The sequence below is a fragment of the Citrobacter braakii genome, assembly GCF_009648935.1.
GTDB lineage: Bacteria > Pseudomonadota > Gammaproteobacteria > Enterobacterales > Enterobacteriaceae > Citrobacter > Citrobacter braakii.
In genome coordinates this window covers 4685722-4702298 of sequence record NZ_CP045771.1, presented here as the reverse complement: position 1 = coordinate 4702298, position 16577 = coordinate 4685722, and the positions used below count along the sequence as shown (strand labels likewise).

At 50.5% G+C, this 16577-nt stretch carries 16 protein-coding genes; 9 read left to right on the top strand and 7 right to left on the bottom strand.

The annotated features are described in order from the left end of the window. Positions 1–117 precede the first annotated feature (117 nt). The 3 genes from GFC06_RS22210 to GFC06_RS22200 are packed head-to-tail and all read left to right on the top strand — an operon-like array spanning position 118 to position 1402. Complete coding sequence (locus GFC06_RS22210) at positions 118–600, top strand: Hcp family type VI secretion system effector (protein WP_016155861.1); 483 nt, start codon at positions 118–120, stop codon at positions 598–600. Positions 601–611: 11 nt separating this feature from the next. After that, the gene (locus GFC06_RS22205) at positions 612–1079 is read left to right on the top strand and encodes an STM2901 family protein (RefSeq protein ID WP_153690668.1); all 468 of its coding nucleotides are present in this window, start codon (positions 612–614) and stop codon (positions 1077–1079) included. Next, positions 1079–1402 (top strand): DUF1493 family protein, encoded by a 324-nt coding sequence (locus tag GFC06_RS22200; RefSeq protein WP_016152048.1) that lies wholly within the window; start codon positions 1079–1081, stop codon positions 1400–1402. Before GFC06_RS22205 ends, GFC06_RS22200 begins: the two co-directional genes overlap by 1 nt. 59 nt (positions 1403–1461) lie before the next feature. On the opposite strand, the gene cyoE is transcribed toward GFC06_RS22200, so the two are convergent. From cyoE to GFC06_RS22165, 7 genes are all read right to left on the bottom strand, one after another. Continuing rightward, complete coding sequence (cyoE, locus tag GFC06_RS22195) at positions 1462–2352, bottom strand: heme o synthase (protein WP_003831005.1); 891 nt, start codon at positions 2350–2352, stop codon at positions 1462–1464. An 11-nt stretch (positions 2353–2363) separates the two neighbouring features. Further along, positions 2364–2693: a cytochrome o ubiquinol oxidase subunit IV gene (locus GFC06_RS22190; RefSeq protein WP_003831006.1), complete on the bottom strand. Its 330-nt coding sequence runs from the start codon at positions 2691–2693 to the stop codon at positions 2364–2366. Beyond that, entirely contained in the window at positions 2693–3307 is a 615-nt protein-coding gene (locus GFC06_RS22185) for a cytochrome o ubiquinol oxidase subunit III (protein WP_003831007.1), read from the bottom strand. Before GFC06_RS22185 ends, GFC06_RS22190 begins: the two co-directional genes overlap by 1 nt. Beyond that, complete coding sequence (gene cyoB / locus GFC06_RS22180; RefSeq protein WP_003831008.1) at positions 3297–5288, bottom strand: cytochrome o ubiquinol oxidase subunit I; 1992 nt, start codon at positions 5286–5288, stop codon at positions 3297–3299. The genes GFC06_RS22185 and cyoB overlap by 11 nt, the downstream gene beginning before the upstream one ends. A 19-nt stretch (positions 5289–5307) precedes the next feature. Beyond that, positions 5308–6255, bottom strand: coding sequence for a cytochrome o ubiquinol oxidase subunit II (cyoA, locus tag GFC06_RS22175; RefSeq protein WP_003847580.1), 948 nt, complete (start codon positions 6253–6255; stop codon positions 5308–5310). A 459-nt stretch (positions 6256–6714) separates the two neighbouring features. Continuing rightward, positions 6715–8190, bottom strand: coding sequence for a muropeptide MFS transporter AmpG (gene ampG, locus GFC06_RS22170; protein ID WP_153690667.1), 1476 nt, complete (start codon positions 8188–8190; stop codon positions 6715–6717). 44 nt (positions 8191–8234) lie between these two features. Beyond that, positions 8235–8813, bottom strand: coding sequence for a lipoprotein (locus GFC06_RS22165; RefSeq protein ID WP_016152050.1), 579 nt, complete (start codon positions 8811–8813; stop codon positions 8235–8237). A gap of 306 nt (positions 8814–9119) precedes the next feature. Between GFC06_RS22165 and bolA the strand changes: the two genes are divergently transcribed. From bolA to hupB, 6 genes are all read left to right on the top strand, one after another. Beyond that, complete coding sequence (bolA, locus tag GFC06_RS22160; protein WP_016152051.1) at positions 9120–9437, top strand: transcriptional regulator BolA; 318 nt, start codon at positions 9120–9122, stop codon at positions 9435–9437. A gap of 344 nt (positions 9438–9781) precedes the next feature. Further along, the gene (gene tig / locus GFC06_RS22155; RefSeq protein WP_153690666.1) at positions 9782–11080 is read left to right on the top strand and encodes a trigger factor; all 1299 of its coding nucleotides are present in this window, start codon (positions 9782–9784) and stop codon (positions 11078–11080) included. A 247-nt stretch (positions 11081–11327) separates the two neighbouring features. Next, a complete protein-coding gene (gene clpP, locus GFC06_RS22150; protein ID WP_003021624.1) occupies positions 11328–11951 on the top strand; it encodes an ATP-dependent Clp endopeptidase proteolytic subunit ClpP in 624 nt (207 codons plus the stop codon). A 126-nt stretch (positions 11952–12077) separates the two neighbouring features. Continuing rightward, the gene (clpX, locus tag GFC06_RS22145; RefSeq protein WP_003831013.1) at positions 12078–13352 is read left to right on the top strand and encodes an ATP-dependent protease ATP-binding subunit ClpX; all 1275 of its coding nucleotides are present in this window, start codon (positions 12078–12080) and stop codon (positions 13350–13352) included. A gap of 184 nt (positions 13353–13536) precedes the next feature. Then, positions 13537–15891: an endopeptidase La gene (lon, locus tag GFC06_RS22140; RefSeq protein WP_016152052.1), complete on the top strand. Its 2355-nt coding sequence runs from the start codon at positions 13537–13539 to the stop codon at positions 15889–15891. A 190-nt stretch (positions 15892–16081) separates the two neighbouring features. Then, positions 16082–16372: a nucleoid-associated protein HU-beta gene (gene hupB, locus GFC06_RS22135; RefSeq protein ID WP_219352570.1), complete on the top strand. Its 291-nt coding sequence runs from the start codon at positions 16082–16084 to the stop codon at positions 16370–16372. The last annotated feature ends 205 nt before the right edge of the window (positions 16373–16577 follow it).

The following is a 16577-nucleotide window of genomic DNA, read 5'->3' as shown; positions in this document are numbered from 1 at the left end:
TATGTGGAATTGTGTAGTGGGAAAATTGAAATAATTACAACTGCAACTAATTTACTTGCGATAATTACAGGTGTAGTCTTTTGGTGGTTATTTCTAATGGAAAGAGGGAAAAGGAAAATGGCGATTCCGGGCAATATGTGGATTTATGACGATGGTGGTGCGCTGATTAAGGGCGGGTGTGATGTAAAGGGAAGAGAATACAGTATTGAATTTAAAGGCTTTCATCACAATTTGTCTATTCCCACTGATAACGGTACAGGCAAGCCAACAGGCACACGCCAACATTCACCGATGATGATCGTCAAAGAGTTTGACTACTCCAGCCCGTATTTATACAAAGCTGTCGCTTCTGGTCAGAATCTTAAGTCTGCAGAGATTCGTTGGTACAAAATCAATGATGCCGGTCAGGAAGTTGAATACTTCAATATGTTTCTGGAAGGGGTGCGGATTGTCTCCGTTTCTCCCTCGATGGCTGGTCCAGAGGACATGAATAATAACCATCTTGAAACCATAGAATTACGCTACGAAAAAATCACCTGGAAGCATTGCGACGGGAACATTATCTATACCGACGCATGGAATGACCGGCAGACGGCATAATGGGGGATTGAATGGACACAACTGAAGAGGCGAATGGAACCTATTGGTATCATGGTCATGCTAACGTAACGTCGGGTGAACTGTTTGATTTGATATTCATTGAGCAGTTGGCAGATTCATTAGGTATCACCACGGACGCTGTTATGCTGGTTTTGATCGGTCAACCATTTATTCCTGTCAAAGGAAAACTATCAGCAGCCACGAACACTCCAGGCACTAGTATTGCATCAATTCTATGTAGAAAACTTCTGAAAGGGGCTCGGTTCCCGTTTGGTTTAAGACTACACGCTCCTATGGGAAAGTTTTCCAAATTGAAGATGGTTCCAACAAACCAAATAGCAACTTACATAGGCCGTTGGGTTCCTTTTGTCGGGCATGCTCAGTTAATCGTGCTTTTGTTCGCGGTGGCAAAACATACCCGCGATAAATACAACCTCATCGCACGACCCAAAGATCGCATACAGTGGACATCGTTCTGATGAGAAATTATGAAGCTGAAGTTATTGAGTACATCATGAAGAATTACCCAATCAGGGAACGTTGGTTTAGACCTGGTCTTAAGCAGGTCACGAAAGAATGGACCCTGGAGGATGATTTTCAGTTTATTCCGGAAGATGCATATGATTTTTTAGCTGATTTATTTGAGCATTTTGATATTGAATATTCGAACTTTGATGGAAGGAATTATATTGAACAAGAATACCCTTTCTGGAAAAAAGATCCTCCTGAAATTGAATTAAAGCCTTTGACAGTAGAGATGATTATAGAGTCAGCAAAGGCGGGGAAATGGCTTTATGACTGAATAACATCCCTGCCAATAAAAAAGGGTGCCGGAGGCACCCTTTTCGTATCAGCAGATCTTTACCAGACGTAAGTCAGCAGGTTCTGCGAGTTTGGCACCATAAAGTCAACGGACATCATCACGGAAAGCGCGGTAATGGCGATGATGGAGAAACCGAACAGCTTGCGCGCCCAGACCCTGTCATCTTCCACTTTATAACCGCGCAGCGCCATGCCCAACCACCAGACACTCACCGCCGCAGCAACAATCAGGTATTTATAACCAGCATAGCCGCCCAGGGTGAGCATCAGCGTGGCGATAGCAAACGCCACGATGTACAGCGTGATATGGTTCTTCGCGACCGAAATACCTTTCACCACCGGCAGTACCGGGATGTTGGCTGCCTGATAATCCTTAAAGCGGAAAATCGCAATCGCGTAAGAGTGCGGCATCTGCCACAGACTGAAAATAGCCAGCAGAATCAGCGCACCGCTATCGAACTCACCGGTTACGGCGCAGTAGCCAATCACCGGCGGCGCAGCGCCGGAGAGTGAGCCAATCAGCGTGCCATAAACGGAATGGCGCTTCATGTACAGGCTATAGACGCCCACATAGACCACGAAGCCCATTACCCCCAACCAGCAGGCCAGAGGGTTCGCGCCAAACCACAGCAGCATAAAGCCAGCAATACCCAGCAGGGTGGCGTATACCAGCGAGACCGCAGGGGAAATCAGACCTTTAACCAGCACGCGGTTTTTGGTCCTCTCCATCTTCCTGTCGATATCCCTGTCGATGTAGTTGTTAAATACACAACCCGACGCCACAACCAGTGACACCCCAACCAACGTGTAGATAAACAGGGGATAATCAATGCTGCCTTTCGAGGCCAGCAGGAATCCCCCAATCACCGAGATCAGGTTGCCAAAGATGATGCCTGGTTTTGTTACTTGCAGGTATTGCTTAAACATCATAATCGCCGCTCTTAGTGCATCATCATGTTGTAGTTAAGGTTCCACATAATCCAGATGGAGCCCACAACCAGGATGGCGATGATTAGCACAGTAAAGACAAAGGCTGTCATGTTCCAACCTTCATCAGATTTGCTATTCATGTGCAGGAAGCACACCAGGTGCACCAGAATCTGTACCACTGCCATTGCCAGAATAGTTCCCAGAATGACGGCAGGAGAGGCAGAACCTGTCATGACCATCCAGAACGGAATAACCGTCAGGATTATCGACAGGATAAAACCTGTCATGTAGGTTTTTACGCTGCCATGGGATGCGCCGCCGCTCTCGTTAGAATGACTCATTACATCGCCCCCATCAGATAAACAACAGTGAACACACAGATCCACACCACATCCAGGAAGTGCCAGAACAGGCTCAGGCACATGATGCGGGTACGGTTAGTACTGGTCAGGCCGCGACGAGCAACTTGCACCATCAGCACCGCCATCCAGATAAGACCGGAGGTGACGTGCAGACCGTGCGTGCCGACCAGCGCGAAGAACGCAGACAGGAAGCCGCTGCGATCCGGACCCATACCGTTAACAATCAGGTGATGGAATTCATAGAGTTCCATCCCGATGAATCCGGCACCGAACAAGAAGGTCAACGCCAGCCAGGAGATAACCTGGCTCTTGTTGTTCTTGTACATGGCGATCGCCGCCATGCCGTAAGTAATAGAGCTGAATAACAGCAGGAATGTTTCAACCAGAACGAACGGCAGTTCAAAAATGTCCTTACCCGTTGGGCCACCAGCGGTGCCGTTCACCAGAACGGCATAGGTTGCAAACAGAATAGAGAACAGAATGCAGTCGCTCATCAGGTAGACCCAGAATCCGAAGATCTTGGTCTGGCCTGCATCGTGGTGCCCGTGTTCGTGCGCGTGGGCAGTCGCGTGCGTTAAAGTATCAGTTGCCATTTTTCAGCCCTGCCTTAGTAATCTCATCGAAATGCTGGTTTTCCAGTTTTTCGACTTCCGGGACCGGCACGTAGTAATCCACGTCTTCATCAAAGCTTTTCACAATCCAGCTGATAATCATGCCTGCGAAGCTTGCAATCGCCAGCCACCAGATATGCCAGATCATGGCGAAACCAAACAGTGTTGCGAAAGCGGTAATGACGATACCGGCACCGCTGTTTTTCGGCATATGAATTTCTTCATAGTGCGCAGGCTGCTTGTACGCTTCACCTTTTTCTTTCATTTCCCAGAAGGCATCACGCTCGTGAACGTGCGGCACAACGGCAAAGTTGTAGAACGGAGGCGGGGAAGAGGTTGCCCACTCCAGCGTACGACCACCCCATGGGTCACCGGTCAGGTCGCGGTTCTGCTCGCGGTCGCGAATAGAAACGAAGATCTGAATCAGCTGGCACAGGATACCCAATGCAATCAGCGCGGCACCGCAGGCGGCAACGACCAGCATCGGATGGAACTGCGGGTCAATCTGCTGGCTGAGGCGACGGGTCATCCCCATAAAGCCCAGCACATACAGCGGCATAAACGCCACGAAGAAGCCGATGATCCAGAACCAGAATGCGCGTTTACCCCAGGTTTCGTTCAGCGTGAAGCCAAACGCTTTTGGCCACCAGTAGGTCATACCTGCGAAGCATCCAAATACGACGCCGCCGATGATAACGTTATGGAAGTGCGCAATCAGGAACAGACTGTTGTGCAGCACGAAGTCCGCACCCGGAACCGCCAGCAGTACGCCGGTCATGCCGCCGACTGAGAAGGTAACGATAAAGCCAATCGTCCACAGCATCGCTGAGTGGAATACGATACGACCCTGGTACATGGTGAACAGCCAGTTGAAGATCTTCACCCCGGTCGGGATGGCGATAATCATGGTGGTAATACCGAAGAAGGCGTTTACGTTAGCGCCTGCACCCATGGTGAAGAAGTGGTGCAGCCAAACAACGAACGACAGAACGGTGATACACACGGTTGCCCACACCAGTGAGGTGTAACCAAACAGACGTTTACGTGAGAAGGTTGCAGCGATTTCGGAGAACACACCGAAGACCGGCAGAACCAGAATGTACACTTCCGGATGGCCCCAGGCCCAAATCAGGTTGATGTACATCATCATGTTGCCGCCCATATCGTTGGTAAAGAAATGGGTGCCTAAATAGCGATCCAGGGTCAGCAACGCGACGGTAACCGTCAGGATTGGGAAAGACGCGATAATCAGGATGTTCGCACACAGCGATGCCCAGCTAAATACCGGCATCTTGAACATGGTCATTCCTGGCGCACGCATCTTAATGATGGTCACAAAGAAGTTGATCCCGGTTAGGGTTGTACCAATACCGGACAACTGGACTGCCCATATCCAATAATCGACCCCGACGCTTGGACTGTACTCTATTCCCGAGAGTGGCGGGTACGCCAGCCAACCGGTCTGTGCGAATTCACCCACGCCCAGAGACAGGTTAACCAGGATTACGCCGACAACGGTGAACCAGAAGCTCAGGTTGTTCAGGAACGGGAATGCAACGTCACGTGCGCCGATCTGCAGCGGAACCACCAGGTTCATCAGACCGATAACAAATGGCATTGCCACGAAGAAGATCATAATCACGCCGTGAGCCGTGAAGATCTGATCGTAGTGGTGAGGTGGCAGGAAGCCCGCTTCACCTGCAGAAGCCAGCGCTTGCTGACTACGCATCATGATGGCGTCGGCAAAGCCACGAATCAACATGACGATTGCGACAATGACATACATGATGCCAAGGCGTTTGTGGTCAACCGAAGTTAGCCACTCTTTCCACAGGTAGGTCCACTTACCGAAGTAAGTGATTAGGCCCAGTAAGGCCGCACCACCGATGATAATGGCAGCGATCGTAACCATGACAATTGGTTCATGGAACGGCACTGCATCCAGCGTCAATTTTCCGAACATCGTATTCTTCCTCGGCCCCTTAGTGAGCGGATTCCGCGTGGCTCATGTCCATGCCTTCCATTCCTTCGTGTGCGCTGTGCTCACCTTCGGGTTGGGTCATGTCCATGCTCTTACCGTGAGCCATAAATTTGTTAATAACGTCTTTAAACAAATCTGGTTTCACGTTGGAGAAGTATTCCACCTGGTTGTATTCGCTTGGCACAGCCACTTTTTCGAACGCAGCCATGTCGCTCATGGTGTTCGTGGACTGTTTAGCTTTAGCAACCCATTGGTCGAATTCGGCGCGGTCCTTTGTTGCGATAGCCTTGAACTTCATACCGGAGAAGCCTGGTCCGCTATAGCTTGCGGAGATACCATCATAAGTACCGACTTCGTTGGCGATCAGATGCAGTCGAGTCTGCATACCGGCCATGGCATAAATCTGGCTACCCAGACGCGGGATAAAGAAGGAGTTCATCACGGAGTTGGATGTCACTTTGAACTCAACCGGAGTATTCGCCGGGAAGGCGATTTCATTCACGGTAGCGATACCTTGTTCCGGATAGATGAAGAACCATTTCCAGTCCATGGAAACCACTTCAATGGTAATGGGCTTCTCGTCATGCGCCAGCGGTTTGCTTGGCTCAAGAGCGTGAGTGGTTTTCCAGGTCAGTACGGCAAGGAAAATGATGATTAAGATCGGCACCGTCCAGACCACAGCTTCCACTTTATTGGAGTGTGACCAGTTCGGGCTGTACTTCGCATCTTTATTGCTTGCACGATACTTCCAGGCGAAACCAACAGCCATCAAGATGGCAGGAATAACGACAATCAACATCAGGCCAAATGCCGTCAGTATCAGAGAACGTTGTTCCAGTCCAATCTGTCCTTTAGGGTCAAGCAGCGCAGAATTACAGCCACTGAGTAATGCAGTGCCTGCAATTAATGACAACCATCCCAAACTTTTATTGTATTTCCTGAGTCTCATTTAACGACCTCAATTCCACGGGACCGGGTGGCGTTTAAAGTGTGAGGGCATTTTACGGGAAGGTTACATTACTGTAAACATCCTTGGATCTGTGTTACTGGGTTCTGCCGGGCATGTCACATATGTTGCAATATATGTCGTTTTGACTTTAAGAACCTGTTGCAACATCACGTTATAACGAAAGCGGGCAAGCGGGAGACGTGCTGAGGGCAATTGGTATAACCAATACGAAAATAAAACAATTGTTTAACAATTGATTATCAATAAAAAGACAATTGAAGAACAAAAAATAAATCTGTAGTGGCTGAATCGAGTAAGGGAAATAGTATATATAAAAGGCGTCAATAATTTCCAAATTCTTTGGCGCACAAAATAACAAATAATATTTTTAGTAATTGTTGTTTATTTAGCCGTTATAATTACGCAGGGTGATTACAACGGCGATATTAATGTGGATTTTTACGCCAGGCGGGTTTTGCGCAGTGCCAGATAATCCAGCAATCCACCAAAAACGACCCCGCAGACCGCGACCACCACCGAGATTTCCAGCAGTTCCGGCAGGAAGGAGAAGTGGGTGTAATCCAGCGCGTTCATGGTTAACAGCAGCAGCCAAACCACCAGCAGACAGCAGCCCACAACCAACGTCATTAATGCCAGACTGTACGCGCCACGAAATTCCGTGCGCGGAATAAAGCTCTCATTTTGCCAGCTATGTTCCAGAGTCTGACGACAAACCAGCAGCAGTATGAGGCCGGGGATAGCGGCAAACACAGAGAACAAATAAAACGTTGGCCACCCGTGCGCTTCAACAAACCAACCTGCTACCGGGCCAACGTAAACGCGACCAACGGCTGAAAGCGCGGAGAGCAGAGCGAACTGGGTCGCTGAAAAGGACTTATTGCACAGCGTCATTAATAAGGCGACAAACGCTGCCGTACCCATGCCACCACACAGGTTTTCAAAGAAGACGGCGGCGGCCATACTGAACATGTGTTTGTCAGTGATGGACAATAGCCAGTAGCCCGCATTCGACGCCCCCTGCAGGATGCCGAAAATCAGCAATGCGCGAAACAGCGAAAGGCGTTGCATCAGGATCCCGCCGTACAGCGCGCCAACGATGGTTGCCAGCAGTCCGAGCGTTTTATTCACCACGCCTACTTCACCCGCATCAAATCCGACGCCGCGGATTAAAAAGGTTGTAGTCAGGCTCATGGCAAAGGCATCCCCGAGCTTATACAGAACGATAAGCAGCAGAATTAGCCAGGCATTGTTACGACCAAAGAAGTCGCGCAGAGGGGCCACAACCGCTTGCTCCAGCGTTTTGGGCACCGGAATGGCATCAGTCGGTTCGGGCGCTAGCAGGGTAGCAATGATGCAAGGTATCAGCAGCGCCGCCATCAGCCAGTACATTCCTTGCCAGCCCAGCCAGCGGTCGGCCATCCACAGAGCCAGCCCACCGGAAACCAGCATCCCTAAACGATAGCCCAGCACGCTGATAGCCGCGCCGGTGCCGCGTTCTTCGGCGGGTAGCACGTCGGTTTTCCATGCGTCAAAGACGATATCCTGCGATGCCGAGCAAAACGCGATCACCACCGCAAGCGCGGCCATCCAGCGTAGCTGCGTGCCAGGCTCCAGAAAGCCCATCGCGGCGATAGAAATCAGTAACAGCACCTGAGTTGCCAGCAACCAACCACGGCGTCGACCTAAAAACGGCGGCGTGTAGCGGTCCATTAGCGGAGACCAGAGGAACTTAAACACGTAGGCCTGGCCGACCAGAGAAAAGAAACCGATGGTTTTAAGATCGATATTCTCGACCGTCATCCATGCCTGAAGCGTACCCGAGGTCAGTGCGAGCGGTAAACCGGAGGCGAATCCCAGTATGAGCAGGATAGCTGAACGTGGTTGCTGAAAAATACGTAAGTAATGACTGGACATGGGCTTCTATAGGCCCGACGAACGCCGGGCCATATGGGCAGAAATTAACGAGCGTTCTGCTTGATGAAATCGTGAACGCTGGTGTCCTGAGACATATCAGCGATGGTATCGGTCAGCACGCTGTTAACGGCGTCAGCGATATTTTTGTTAGAGGCCTGCAGTGCGCCTTCAACAGAATAGCTTGCGCGGTAGTTTTTGGTCATCTTGTTGCCGTTAGCAGCAGTCGCAATGATGGCGATGTCTGCCTTGGTGGCGATGTTATAGCGCACGCTACCCTGGGACACGTCTGCATACAGCTGGCTAACAATGATTTGCAGGTTAACAGCACCGTTTGGCCCAATCATATAACCGCGTGCGGTCATCTGTTTTTCCAGTACTTCTTGCAGCAGGAAGCGCAGATCGCGGGACGCGGTCAGGGTAACAAGCTGGTTGTCACGGGTAACTTTTGCCAGCGCCTGATCCTGACGCTGGTCGGCACCATTGATGCTAACGGTCACACCCATCAGGCTCGGGTCCTGCTGTGGCAGGGTAATTTTCGGGGAAACTTCAATAGTGGTCGGCGGCGTTGCGCATCCAGCTAACATAAACAGCGCGACAAACGGGACGAGGATTTTTTTAAACATGCCAGGGCTCTCAGCGAATCTAAATTGTATGGTTGGAGAAAATTCCCGCCATCATAACATCGCCAACGATGAGGGGAAGTGGGTAACGCATGTAAATTCATTGTGTTGTCAGTTTTATGTCTTTGTGGAGACCATAAACGGACTTTTTGCAATAAATCGAAGTGAGGATTTAGTGAACTTCATCCATTTGGCTGAGAAAATCAGACAAACGCTAATTTTTTGTTGCTAAGGTGTAATGAAAGCGGTAAAAGCGGCTAGTATTTAAAGGGATGGGTGACATCTCAGCGTTGTCGGAGGAAAAACTTCATGATGATTCGTGAGCAAATAGAAGAAAAATTAAGGGCAGCGTTCCAACCCGTGTTCCTCGAAGTTGTGGATGAAAGCTATCGTCACAATGTCCCGGCAGGTTCTGAAAGCCACTTTAAGGTTGTGCTGGTTAGCGATCGCTTTACAGGTGAGCGTTTTCTGAATCGTCATCGGATGATTTACAGCACCTTAACGGTGGAGCTTTCCACAACCGTTCATGCACTTGCCCTGCATACCTACACCATTAAGGAGTGGGAAGCGTTGCAGGATACGATTTTTGCATCGCCTCCGTGTCGTGGGGCGGGAAGCATCGCGTAAAAACGGATTTGCAACAACCGACGCTTTTCCAGTATGTTGCTACAGATTATGTGAAAACGGCCTGCGGGCCGTTTTGTTTTGTCTGAATTCTGGGGCAGTCGTACAGTATTCAGACAAAAATTAGCCGGGAATTGTGAAAAAAGCCGCAGCAACGCGCGATAACCGTTCTCGACTCATAAAAGTGATGCCGCTATAATGCGCGTCTTATTTTTCGGAATGTCTTCGGGATGATTCTGACGACAGGGAATGTGATTGCTTATGAGAACATCCCAGTTCCGCGAAGCCAACAACCTGTGCTTGCGGAGAAGAGTTGACCGAGCACTGTGATTTTTTGAGGTAACAAGATGCAAGTTTCAGTTGAAACCACTCAAGGCCTTGGCCGCCGTGTAACGATTACTATCGCTGCTGACAGCATCGAGACCGCTGTGAAAAGCGAGCTGGTCAACGTAGCGAAGAAAGTGCGTATTGACGGTTTCCGCAAAGGAAAAATACCGATGAATGTTGTTGCTCAGCGTTATGGCGCGTCTGTTCGCCAGGACGTTCTGGGCGACCTGATGAGCCGCAACTTCGTTGACGCGATCATCAAAGAAAAAATCAATCCGGCTGGCGCACCGAACTACGTTCCGGGCGAATACAAACTGGGTGAAGATTTTACTTACGCGGTAGAGTTTGAAGTTTACCCGGAAGTTGAGCTGACTGGCCTGGAAGCAATCGAAGTTGAAAAACCGGTTGTTGAAGTCACCGACGCTGACGTTGACGTGATGCTGGACACCCTGCGTAAGCAGCAGGCTACCTGGAAAGACAAAGACGGCGCTGCTGATGCAGAAGATCGTGTAACCATCGACTTCACCGGCTCTGTTGACGGCGAAGAGTTCGAAGGCGGCAAAGCGTCTGACTTCGTACTGGCGATGGGCCAGGGTCGTATGATCCCAGGCTTTGAAGAAGGCGTTAAAGGCCACAAAGCTGGCGAAGAGTTCACTATCGATGTGACCTTCCCGGAAGAGTACCACGCTGAAAACCTGAAAGGTAAAGCCGCTAAGTTCGTTATCAACCTGAAGAAAGTTGAAGAGCGCGAACTGCCGGAACTGACTGAAGAATTCATCAAACGTTTCGGCGTTGAAGATGGTTCCGTAGCGGGTCTGCGCGCTGAAGTACGTAAAAACATGGAACGCGAGCTGAAAGGCGCTGTGCGTAACCGCGTTAAATCTCAGGCGATCGAAGGTCTGGTAAAAGCTAACGACATCGACGTTCCGGCTGCTCTGATCGACAGCGAAATCGACGTTCTGCGTCGTCAGGCTGCACAGCGTTTTGGCGGCAACGAAAAACAAGCTCTGGAACTGCCGCGTGAACTGTTCGAAGAACAGGCTAAGCGTCGCGTAGTTGTAGGTCTGCTGCTGGGCGAAGTGATTCGTACCAACGAGCTGAAAGCTGACGAAGATCGCGTTAAAGGCCTGATCGAAGAGATGGCTTCTGCTTACGAAGATCCGAAAGAAGTTGTTGAGTTCTACAGCAAAAATAAAGAGCTGATGGACAACATGCGTAATGTCGCTCTGGAAGAGCAGGCTGTTGAAGCCGTTCTGGCGAAAGCGAAAGTGACTGAAAAAGCCACTTCCTTCAACGAGCTGATGAACCAGCAGGCGTAATTCGTCGCTTATTTAGCACGAATTTCGTACGCAAGCCCGTCACCTTTTGGTGGCGGGTTTTTTTTTGTCACGGATTTTGCATGGGAAGAGTGCGAAAACAGCGTTTCAGTGTTAGCGTTACAACAAAAGATTGTTATGCTTGAATTATGGCGATGTCGTACCCATTACAGAGGGACTAGCTGATAATCCGTCCATAAGGTTACAATCAGCACAGCAGGTTTTTTCAAATTTTATCCAGGAGACGGAAATGTCATACAGCGGCGAACGAGATAACTTTGCACCCCATATGGCGCTGGTGCCGATGGTCATTGAACAGACCTCACGTGGTGAGCGCTCTTTTGATATCTATTCTCGTCTACTTAAGGAACGCGTCATTTTTCTGACCGGCCAGGTCGAAGACCATATGGCTAACCTGATCGTGGCGCAGATGCTGTTCCTGGAAGCAGAAAACCCAGAAAAAGATATCTACCTGTACATCAACTCCCCTGGTGGAGTGATCACTGCCGGGATGTCTATCTATGACACCATGCAGTTTATTAAGCCGGACGTCAGCACCATTTGTATGGGCCAGGCGGCCTCAATGGGCGCGTTCCTGCTGACTGCCGGGGCGAAAGGTAAACGTTTTTGCCTGCCTAACTCTCGCGTCATGATCCACCAGCCTCTGGGCGGTTACCAGGGCCAGGCAACGGATATTGAAATTCATGCCCGTGAAATCCTGAAGGTAAAAGGGCGCATGAACGAACTTATGGCGCATCATACGGGTCAATCTCTTGAGCAGATTGAACGTGATACCGAGCGCGATCGCTTCCTCTCCGCTTCTGAAGCGGTAGAGTACGGTCTGGTCGACTCGATTTTGACCCATCGTAATTAATGCCCAGCGCGCAGGTGTACCGCTATAATTACCTGGAGCGGCACAACGCTGACTAGCGTCTTGCGCCTGAGAATGGCATTTGCGTCGTCGTGTGCGGCACAAAGAACAAAGAAGAGGTTTTGACCCATGACAGATAAACGCAAAGATGGCTCGGGCAAATTGTTGTACTGCTCTTTTTGCGGCAAAAGCCAGCATGAAGTGCGTAAGCTGATTGCCGGACCATCCGTGTATATCTGCGACGAATGTGTTGATTTATGTAACGACATCATTCGCGAAGAGATTAAGGAAGTAGCACCGCACCGTGAACGCAGTGCGCTGCCGACGCCACATGAAATTCGCAACCACCTGGACGATTACGTTATCGGTCAGGAGCAGGCGAAGAAAGTGCTGGCGGTCGCGGTATACAACCATTACAAACGTCTGCGCAACGGCGACACCAGCAATGGCGTCGAGTTGGGCAAAAGTAACATCCTGCTGATTGGCCCGACGGGTTCCGGTAAAACGCTGCTGGCTGAAACGCTGGCACGCCTGCTGGACGTTCCGTTCACTATGGCCGATGCCACCACGCTGACCGAAGCCGGTTATGTGGGTGAAGATGTTGAAAATATTATTCAGAAACTGCTGCAGAAGTGCGATTACGACGTGCAGAAAGCACAGCGCGGGATCGTCTATATCGATGAAATCGACAAGATTTCTCGTAAGTCTGACAACCCGTCCATTACCCGTGACGTTTCCGGCGAAGGCGTACAGCAGGCGCTGTTGAAACTGATCGAAGGTACGGTTGCTGCCGTTCCACCGCAGGGGGGGCGTAAACATCCTCAGCAGGAATTCCTGCAGGTTGATACCTCCAAGATCCTGTTTATCTGTGGCGGTGCCTTTGCCGGTCTGGATAAAGTCATTGCTAACCGTGTTGAAACGGGCTCCGGTATTGGTTTTGGCGCAACGGTAAAAGCGCAGTCTGATAAAGCCAGTGAAGGTGAACTGCTGTCGCAGGTGGAGCCGGAAGATCTGATCAAATTTGGTCTGATCCCTGAGTTCATCGGGCGTCTGCCGGTTGTAGCGACGCTGAGCGAACTGAGCGAAGAAGCGCTGATCCAGATCCTGAAAGAGCCGAAAAACGCCCTGACCAAGCAGTACCAGGCGCTGTTCAATCTTGAAGGTGTTGATCTGGAATTCCGTGAGGAAGCGCTGGATGCGATCGCCAAGAAAGCGATGGCACGTAAAACCGGTGCTCGTGGTCTGCGTTCTATCGTCGAAGCCGCACTGCTTGACACCATGTACGATCTGCCTTCTATGGAAGACGTCGAAAAAGTGGTGATCGATGAGTCGGTGATTGGCGGCCAGAGCAAGCCATTGCTGATTTACGGTAAGCCGGAAGCGCAGCAGGCATCTGGCGAATAATTCATCAATTCATACAGGCATTTAATTAATAAGGGGGGATTTTATCTCCCCTTTTATTTTTCCGTAAACATGGCGTTGAATGTGTGGGAAACATCCCCATATACTGACATACATGTTAAAGGTGGTGTGGAGCACAGTCGTACCACCTGATTACCTGGCGGAAACTAAACTAAGAGAGAGCTCTATGAATCCTGAGCGTTCTGAACGCATTGAAATCCCCGTATTGCCGTTGCGCGATGTGGTGGTTTATCCGCACATGGTCATACCCTTATTTGTAGGGCGGGAAAAATCTATCCGTTGTCTGGAAGCGGCTATGGACCATGATAAAAAAATCATGCTGGTTGCCCAGAAAGAAGCGTCAACGGATGAGCCGGGTGTAAACGATCTTTTCACCGTCGGGACCGTGGCCTCTATTTTGCAGATGCTGAAACTGCCTGACGGCACCGTAAAAGTGCTGGTCGAGGGGTTACAGCGCGCGCGTATTTCAGCGCTGTCTGACAACGGCGAGCACTTCTCTGCGAAAGCGGAGTACCTTGACTCGCCTGCTATTGATGAGCGCGAACAGGAAGTGCTGGTGCGTACCGCTATCAGCCAGTTCGAAGGCTATATCAAGCTGAACAAGAAAATCCCGCCCGAAGTGCTGACGTCGCTGAACAGCATTGACGATCCTGCACGTCTGGCGGACACCATCGCTGCGCACATGCCGCTGAAGCTTGCTGACAAGCAGTCCGTACTGGAGATGTCCGACGTTAACGAACGTCTGGAATATCTGATGGCGATGATGGAATCTGAAATCGATCTGCTGCAGGTTGAGAAACGCATTCGCAACCGCGTTAAAAAGCAGATGGAAAAATCCCAGCGTGAGTACTATCTGAACGAGCAGATGAAAGCCATTCAGAAAGAGCTCGGCGAGATGGACGATGCGCCGGACGAAAACGAAGCGTTGAAGCGTAAAATCGACGCGGCGAAAATGCCGAAAGAGGCAAAAGAGAAAGCGGAAGCAGAACTGCAGAAGCTGAAAATGATGTCTCCGATGTCAGCGGAAGCGACCGTAGTCCGTGGCTACATCGACTGGATGGTTCAGGTGCCATGGAATGCGCGTAGCAAGGTCAAAAAAGATCTGCGTCAGGCTCAGGAAATCCTCGATACCGACCATTACGGTCTGGAACGCGTCAAAGACCGTATTCTTGAGTATCTCGCGGTTCAAAGCCGTGTGAATAAAATCAAGGGGCCGATCCTGTGCCTGGTTGGGCCGCCGGGGGTAGGTAAAACTTCTCTGGGACAGTCCATCGCTAAAGCAACCGGACGTAAATATATCCGTATGGCACTGGGCGGCGTGCGTGATGAAGCTGAAATTCGCGGTCACCGCCGGACCTATATTGGTTCGATGCCGGGTAAACTGATCCAGAAAATGGCTAAAGTGGGCGTTAAAAACCCGCTGTTCCTGCTTGATGAGATCGACAAAATGTCTTCCGACATGCGTGGCGATCCGGCTTCCGCACTGCTTGAGGTGCTGGATCCAGAGCAGAACGTGGCGTTCAGCGATCATTACCTGGAAGTGGACTACGATCTCAGCGACGTGATGTTCGTTGCGACCTCTAACTCCATGAATATTCCCGCACCGTTGCTGGATCGTATGGAAGTGATCCGTCTGTCCGGGTATACCGAAGACGAGAAGCTGAACATTGCTAAACGTCACCTGTTGCCGAAACAGATTGAGCGTAACGCGCTGAAAAAAGGCGAGCTGACGGTCGACGATAGCGCTATTGTGGGCATTATTCGTTATTACACCCGTGAAGCTGGCGTGCGTAGTCTGGAGCGTGAAATTTCCAAACTGTGCCGTAAAGCGGTGAAACAGCTGCTGCTCGACAAGTCGCTGAAACATATTGAGATCAATGGCGACAACCTGCACGACTACCTGGGCGTACAGCGCTTTGACTATGGCCGCGCGGACAACGAAAACCGCGTTGGTCAGGTAACCGGTCTGGCATGGACGGAAGTGGGCGGCGATCTGCTGACCATCGAAACCGCTTGCGTACCGGGTAAAGGAAAGCTGACCTACACCGGTTCTCTGGGTGAAGTCATGCAGGAATCCATTCAGGCTGCGCTGACCGTGGTGCGCGCGCGTGCGGAAAAACTGGGTATTAATCCGGACTTTTACGAAAAACGCGACATCCACGTTCACGTACCTGAAGGGGCGACGCCGAAAGACGGTCCAAGTGCAGGTATTGCCATGTGTACCGCGCTGGTTTCTTGTCTGACCGGTAACCCGGTTCGCGCCGACGTGGCGATGACCGGCGAGATCACCCTGCGTGGCCAGGTTCTGCCTATTGGTGGTTTGAAAGAAAAACTGCTGGCAGCACACCGTGGTGGTATTAAAACGGTCTTAATTCCAGACGAAAACAAACGTGACCTGGAAGAGATTCCGGACAACGTAATTGCCGATCTGGACATCCATCCGGTGAAACGCATTGAGGAGGTTCTGACGCTCGCGTTGCAAAATGAGCCCTCCGGAATGCAGGTTGTGACCGCAAAATAGTGACCTCGCGCAAAGAGCACTAATAAAAACAGGGCTGGCAGGCCATTTCGGACTTGCCAGCCTTTTTTTGTATAGCTAATTTAGATGACGGATTGGGCTTGCCATCATTAACGGGTGTTGTAAGGGCATGGCAGGCCTGATATAACTGCTGCGCGTTCGCACTTTGAAGGATTCAGGTGCGATATAAATTATAAAGAGGAAGAGAAGAGTGAATAAATCTCAACTGATCGACAAAATTGCTGCAGGGGCTGATATCTCTAAAGCTGCGGCTGGACGTGCGTTAGATGCAATTATTGCTTCTGTTACTGAATCTCTGAAAGAAGGTGATGACGTAGCGCTGGTAGGTTTTGGTACTTTTGCCGTTAAAGAGCGTGCTGCCCGTACTGGTCGCAACCCGCAAACAGGTAAAGAGATCACCATCGCCGCGGCTAAAGTACCGGGCTTCCGTGCAGGTAAAGCACTGAAAGACGCGGTAAACTAAGTGATTTCCCCTTTGGGGATGTGACGAAGTACAAGGGCGCATCGACTGATGTGCCTTTTTTATTTGTAATTCCGGTACTTTCTACGCGTTGTGGGCTGACAATTGCCCCTGTTTCTTGTCACAATAGGCCTTTGTACGCAGCGTTCAGGAAACGCTATGCTGCGTGAAGCATATATACTCAAAATCCTTGCCGCCGCTGTGGTGA

Coding starts and splice junctions, on each gene's coding strand:
- GFC06_RS22210 (WP_016155861.1), top strand. CDS start 118: ATGGCGATTCCGGGCAATATGTGGATTTATGACGATGGTGGTGCGCTG.
- GFC06_RS22205 (WP_153690668.1), top strand. CDS start 612: ATGGACACAACTGAAGAGGCGAATGGAACCTATTGGTATCATGGTCAT.
- GFC06_RS22200 (WP_016152048.1), top strand. CDS start 1,079: ATGAGAAATTATGAAGCTGAAGTTATTGAGTACATCATGAAGAATTAC.
- cyoE (WP_003831005.1), bottom strand. CDS start 2,352: ATGATGTTTAAGCAATACCTGCAAGTAACAAAACCAGGCATCATCTTT.
- GFC06_RS22190 (WP_003831006.1), bottom strand. CDS start 2,693: ATGAGTCATTCTAACGAGAGCGGCGGCGCATCCCATGGCAGCGTAAAA.
- GFC06_RS22185 (WP_003831007.1), bottom strand. CDS start 3,307: ATGGCAACTGATACTTTAACGCACGCGACTGCCCACGCGCACGAACAC.
- cyoB (WP_003831008.1), bottom strand. CDS start 5,288: ATGTTCGGAAAATTGACGCTGGATGCAGTGCCGTTCCATGAACCAATT.
- cyoA (WP_003847580.1), bottom strand. CDS start 6,255: ATGAGACTCAGGAAATACAATAAAAGTTTGGGATGGTTGTCATTAATT.
- ampG (WP_153690667.1), bottom strand. CDS start 8,190: ATGTCCAGTCATTACTTACGTATTTTTCAGCAACCACGTTCAGCTATC.
- GFC06_RS22165 (WP_016152050.1), bottom strand. CDS start 8,813: ATGTTTAAAAAAATCCTCGTCCCGTTTGTCGCGCTGTTTATGTTAGCT.
- bolA (WP_016152051.1), top strand. CDS start 9,120: ATGATGATTCGTGAGCAAATAGAAGAAAAATTAAGGGCAGCGTTCCAA.
- tig (WP_153690666.1), top strand. CDS start 9,782: ATGCAAGTTTCAGTTGAAACCACTCAAGGCCTTGGCCGCCGTGTAACG.
- clpP (WP_003021624.1), top strand. CDS start 11,328: ATGTCATACAGCGGCGAACGAGATAACTTTGCACCCCATATGGCGCTG.
- clpX (WP_003831013.1), top strand. CDS start 12,078: ATGACAGATAAACGCAAAGATGGCTCGGGCAAATTGTTGTACTGCTCT.
- lon (WP_016152052.1), top strand. CDS start 13,537: ATGAATCCTGAGCGTTCTGAACGCATTGAAATCCCCGTATTGCCGTTG.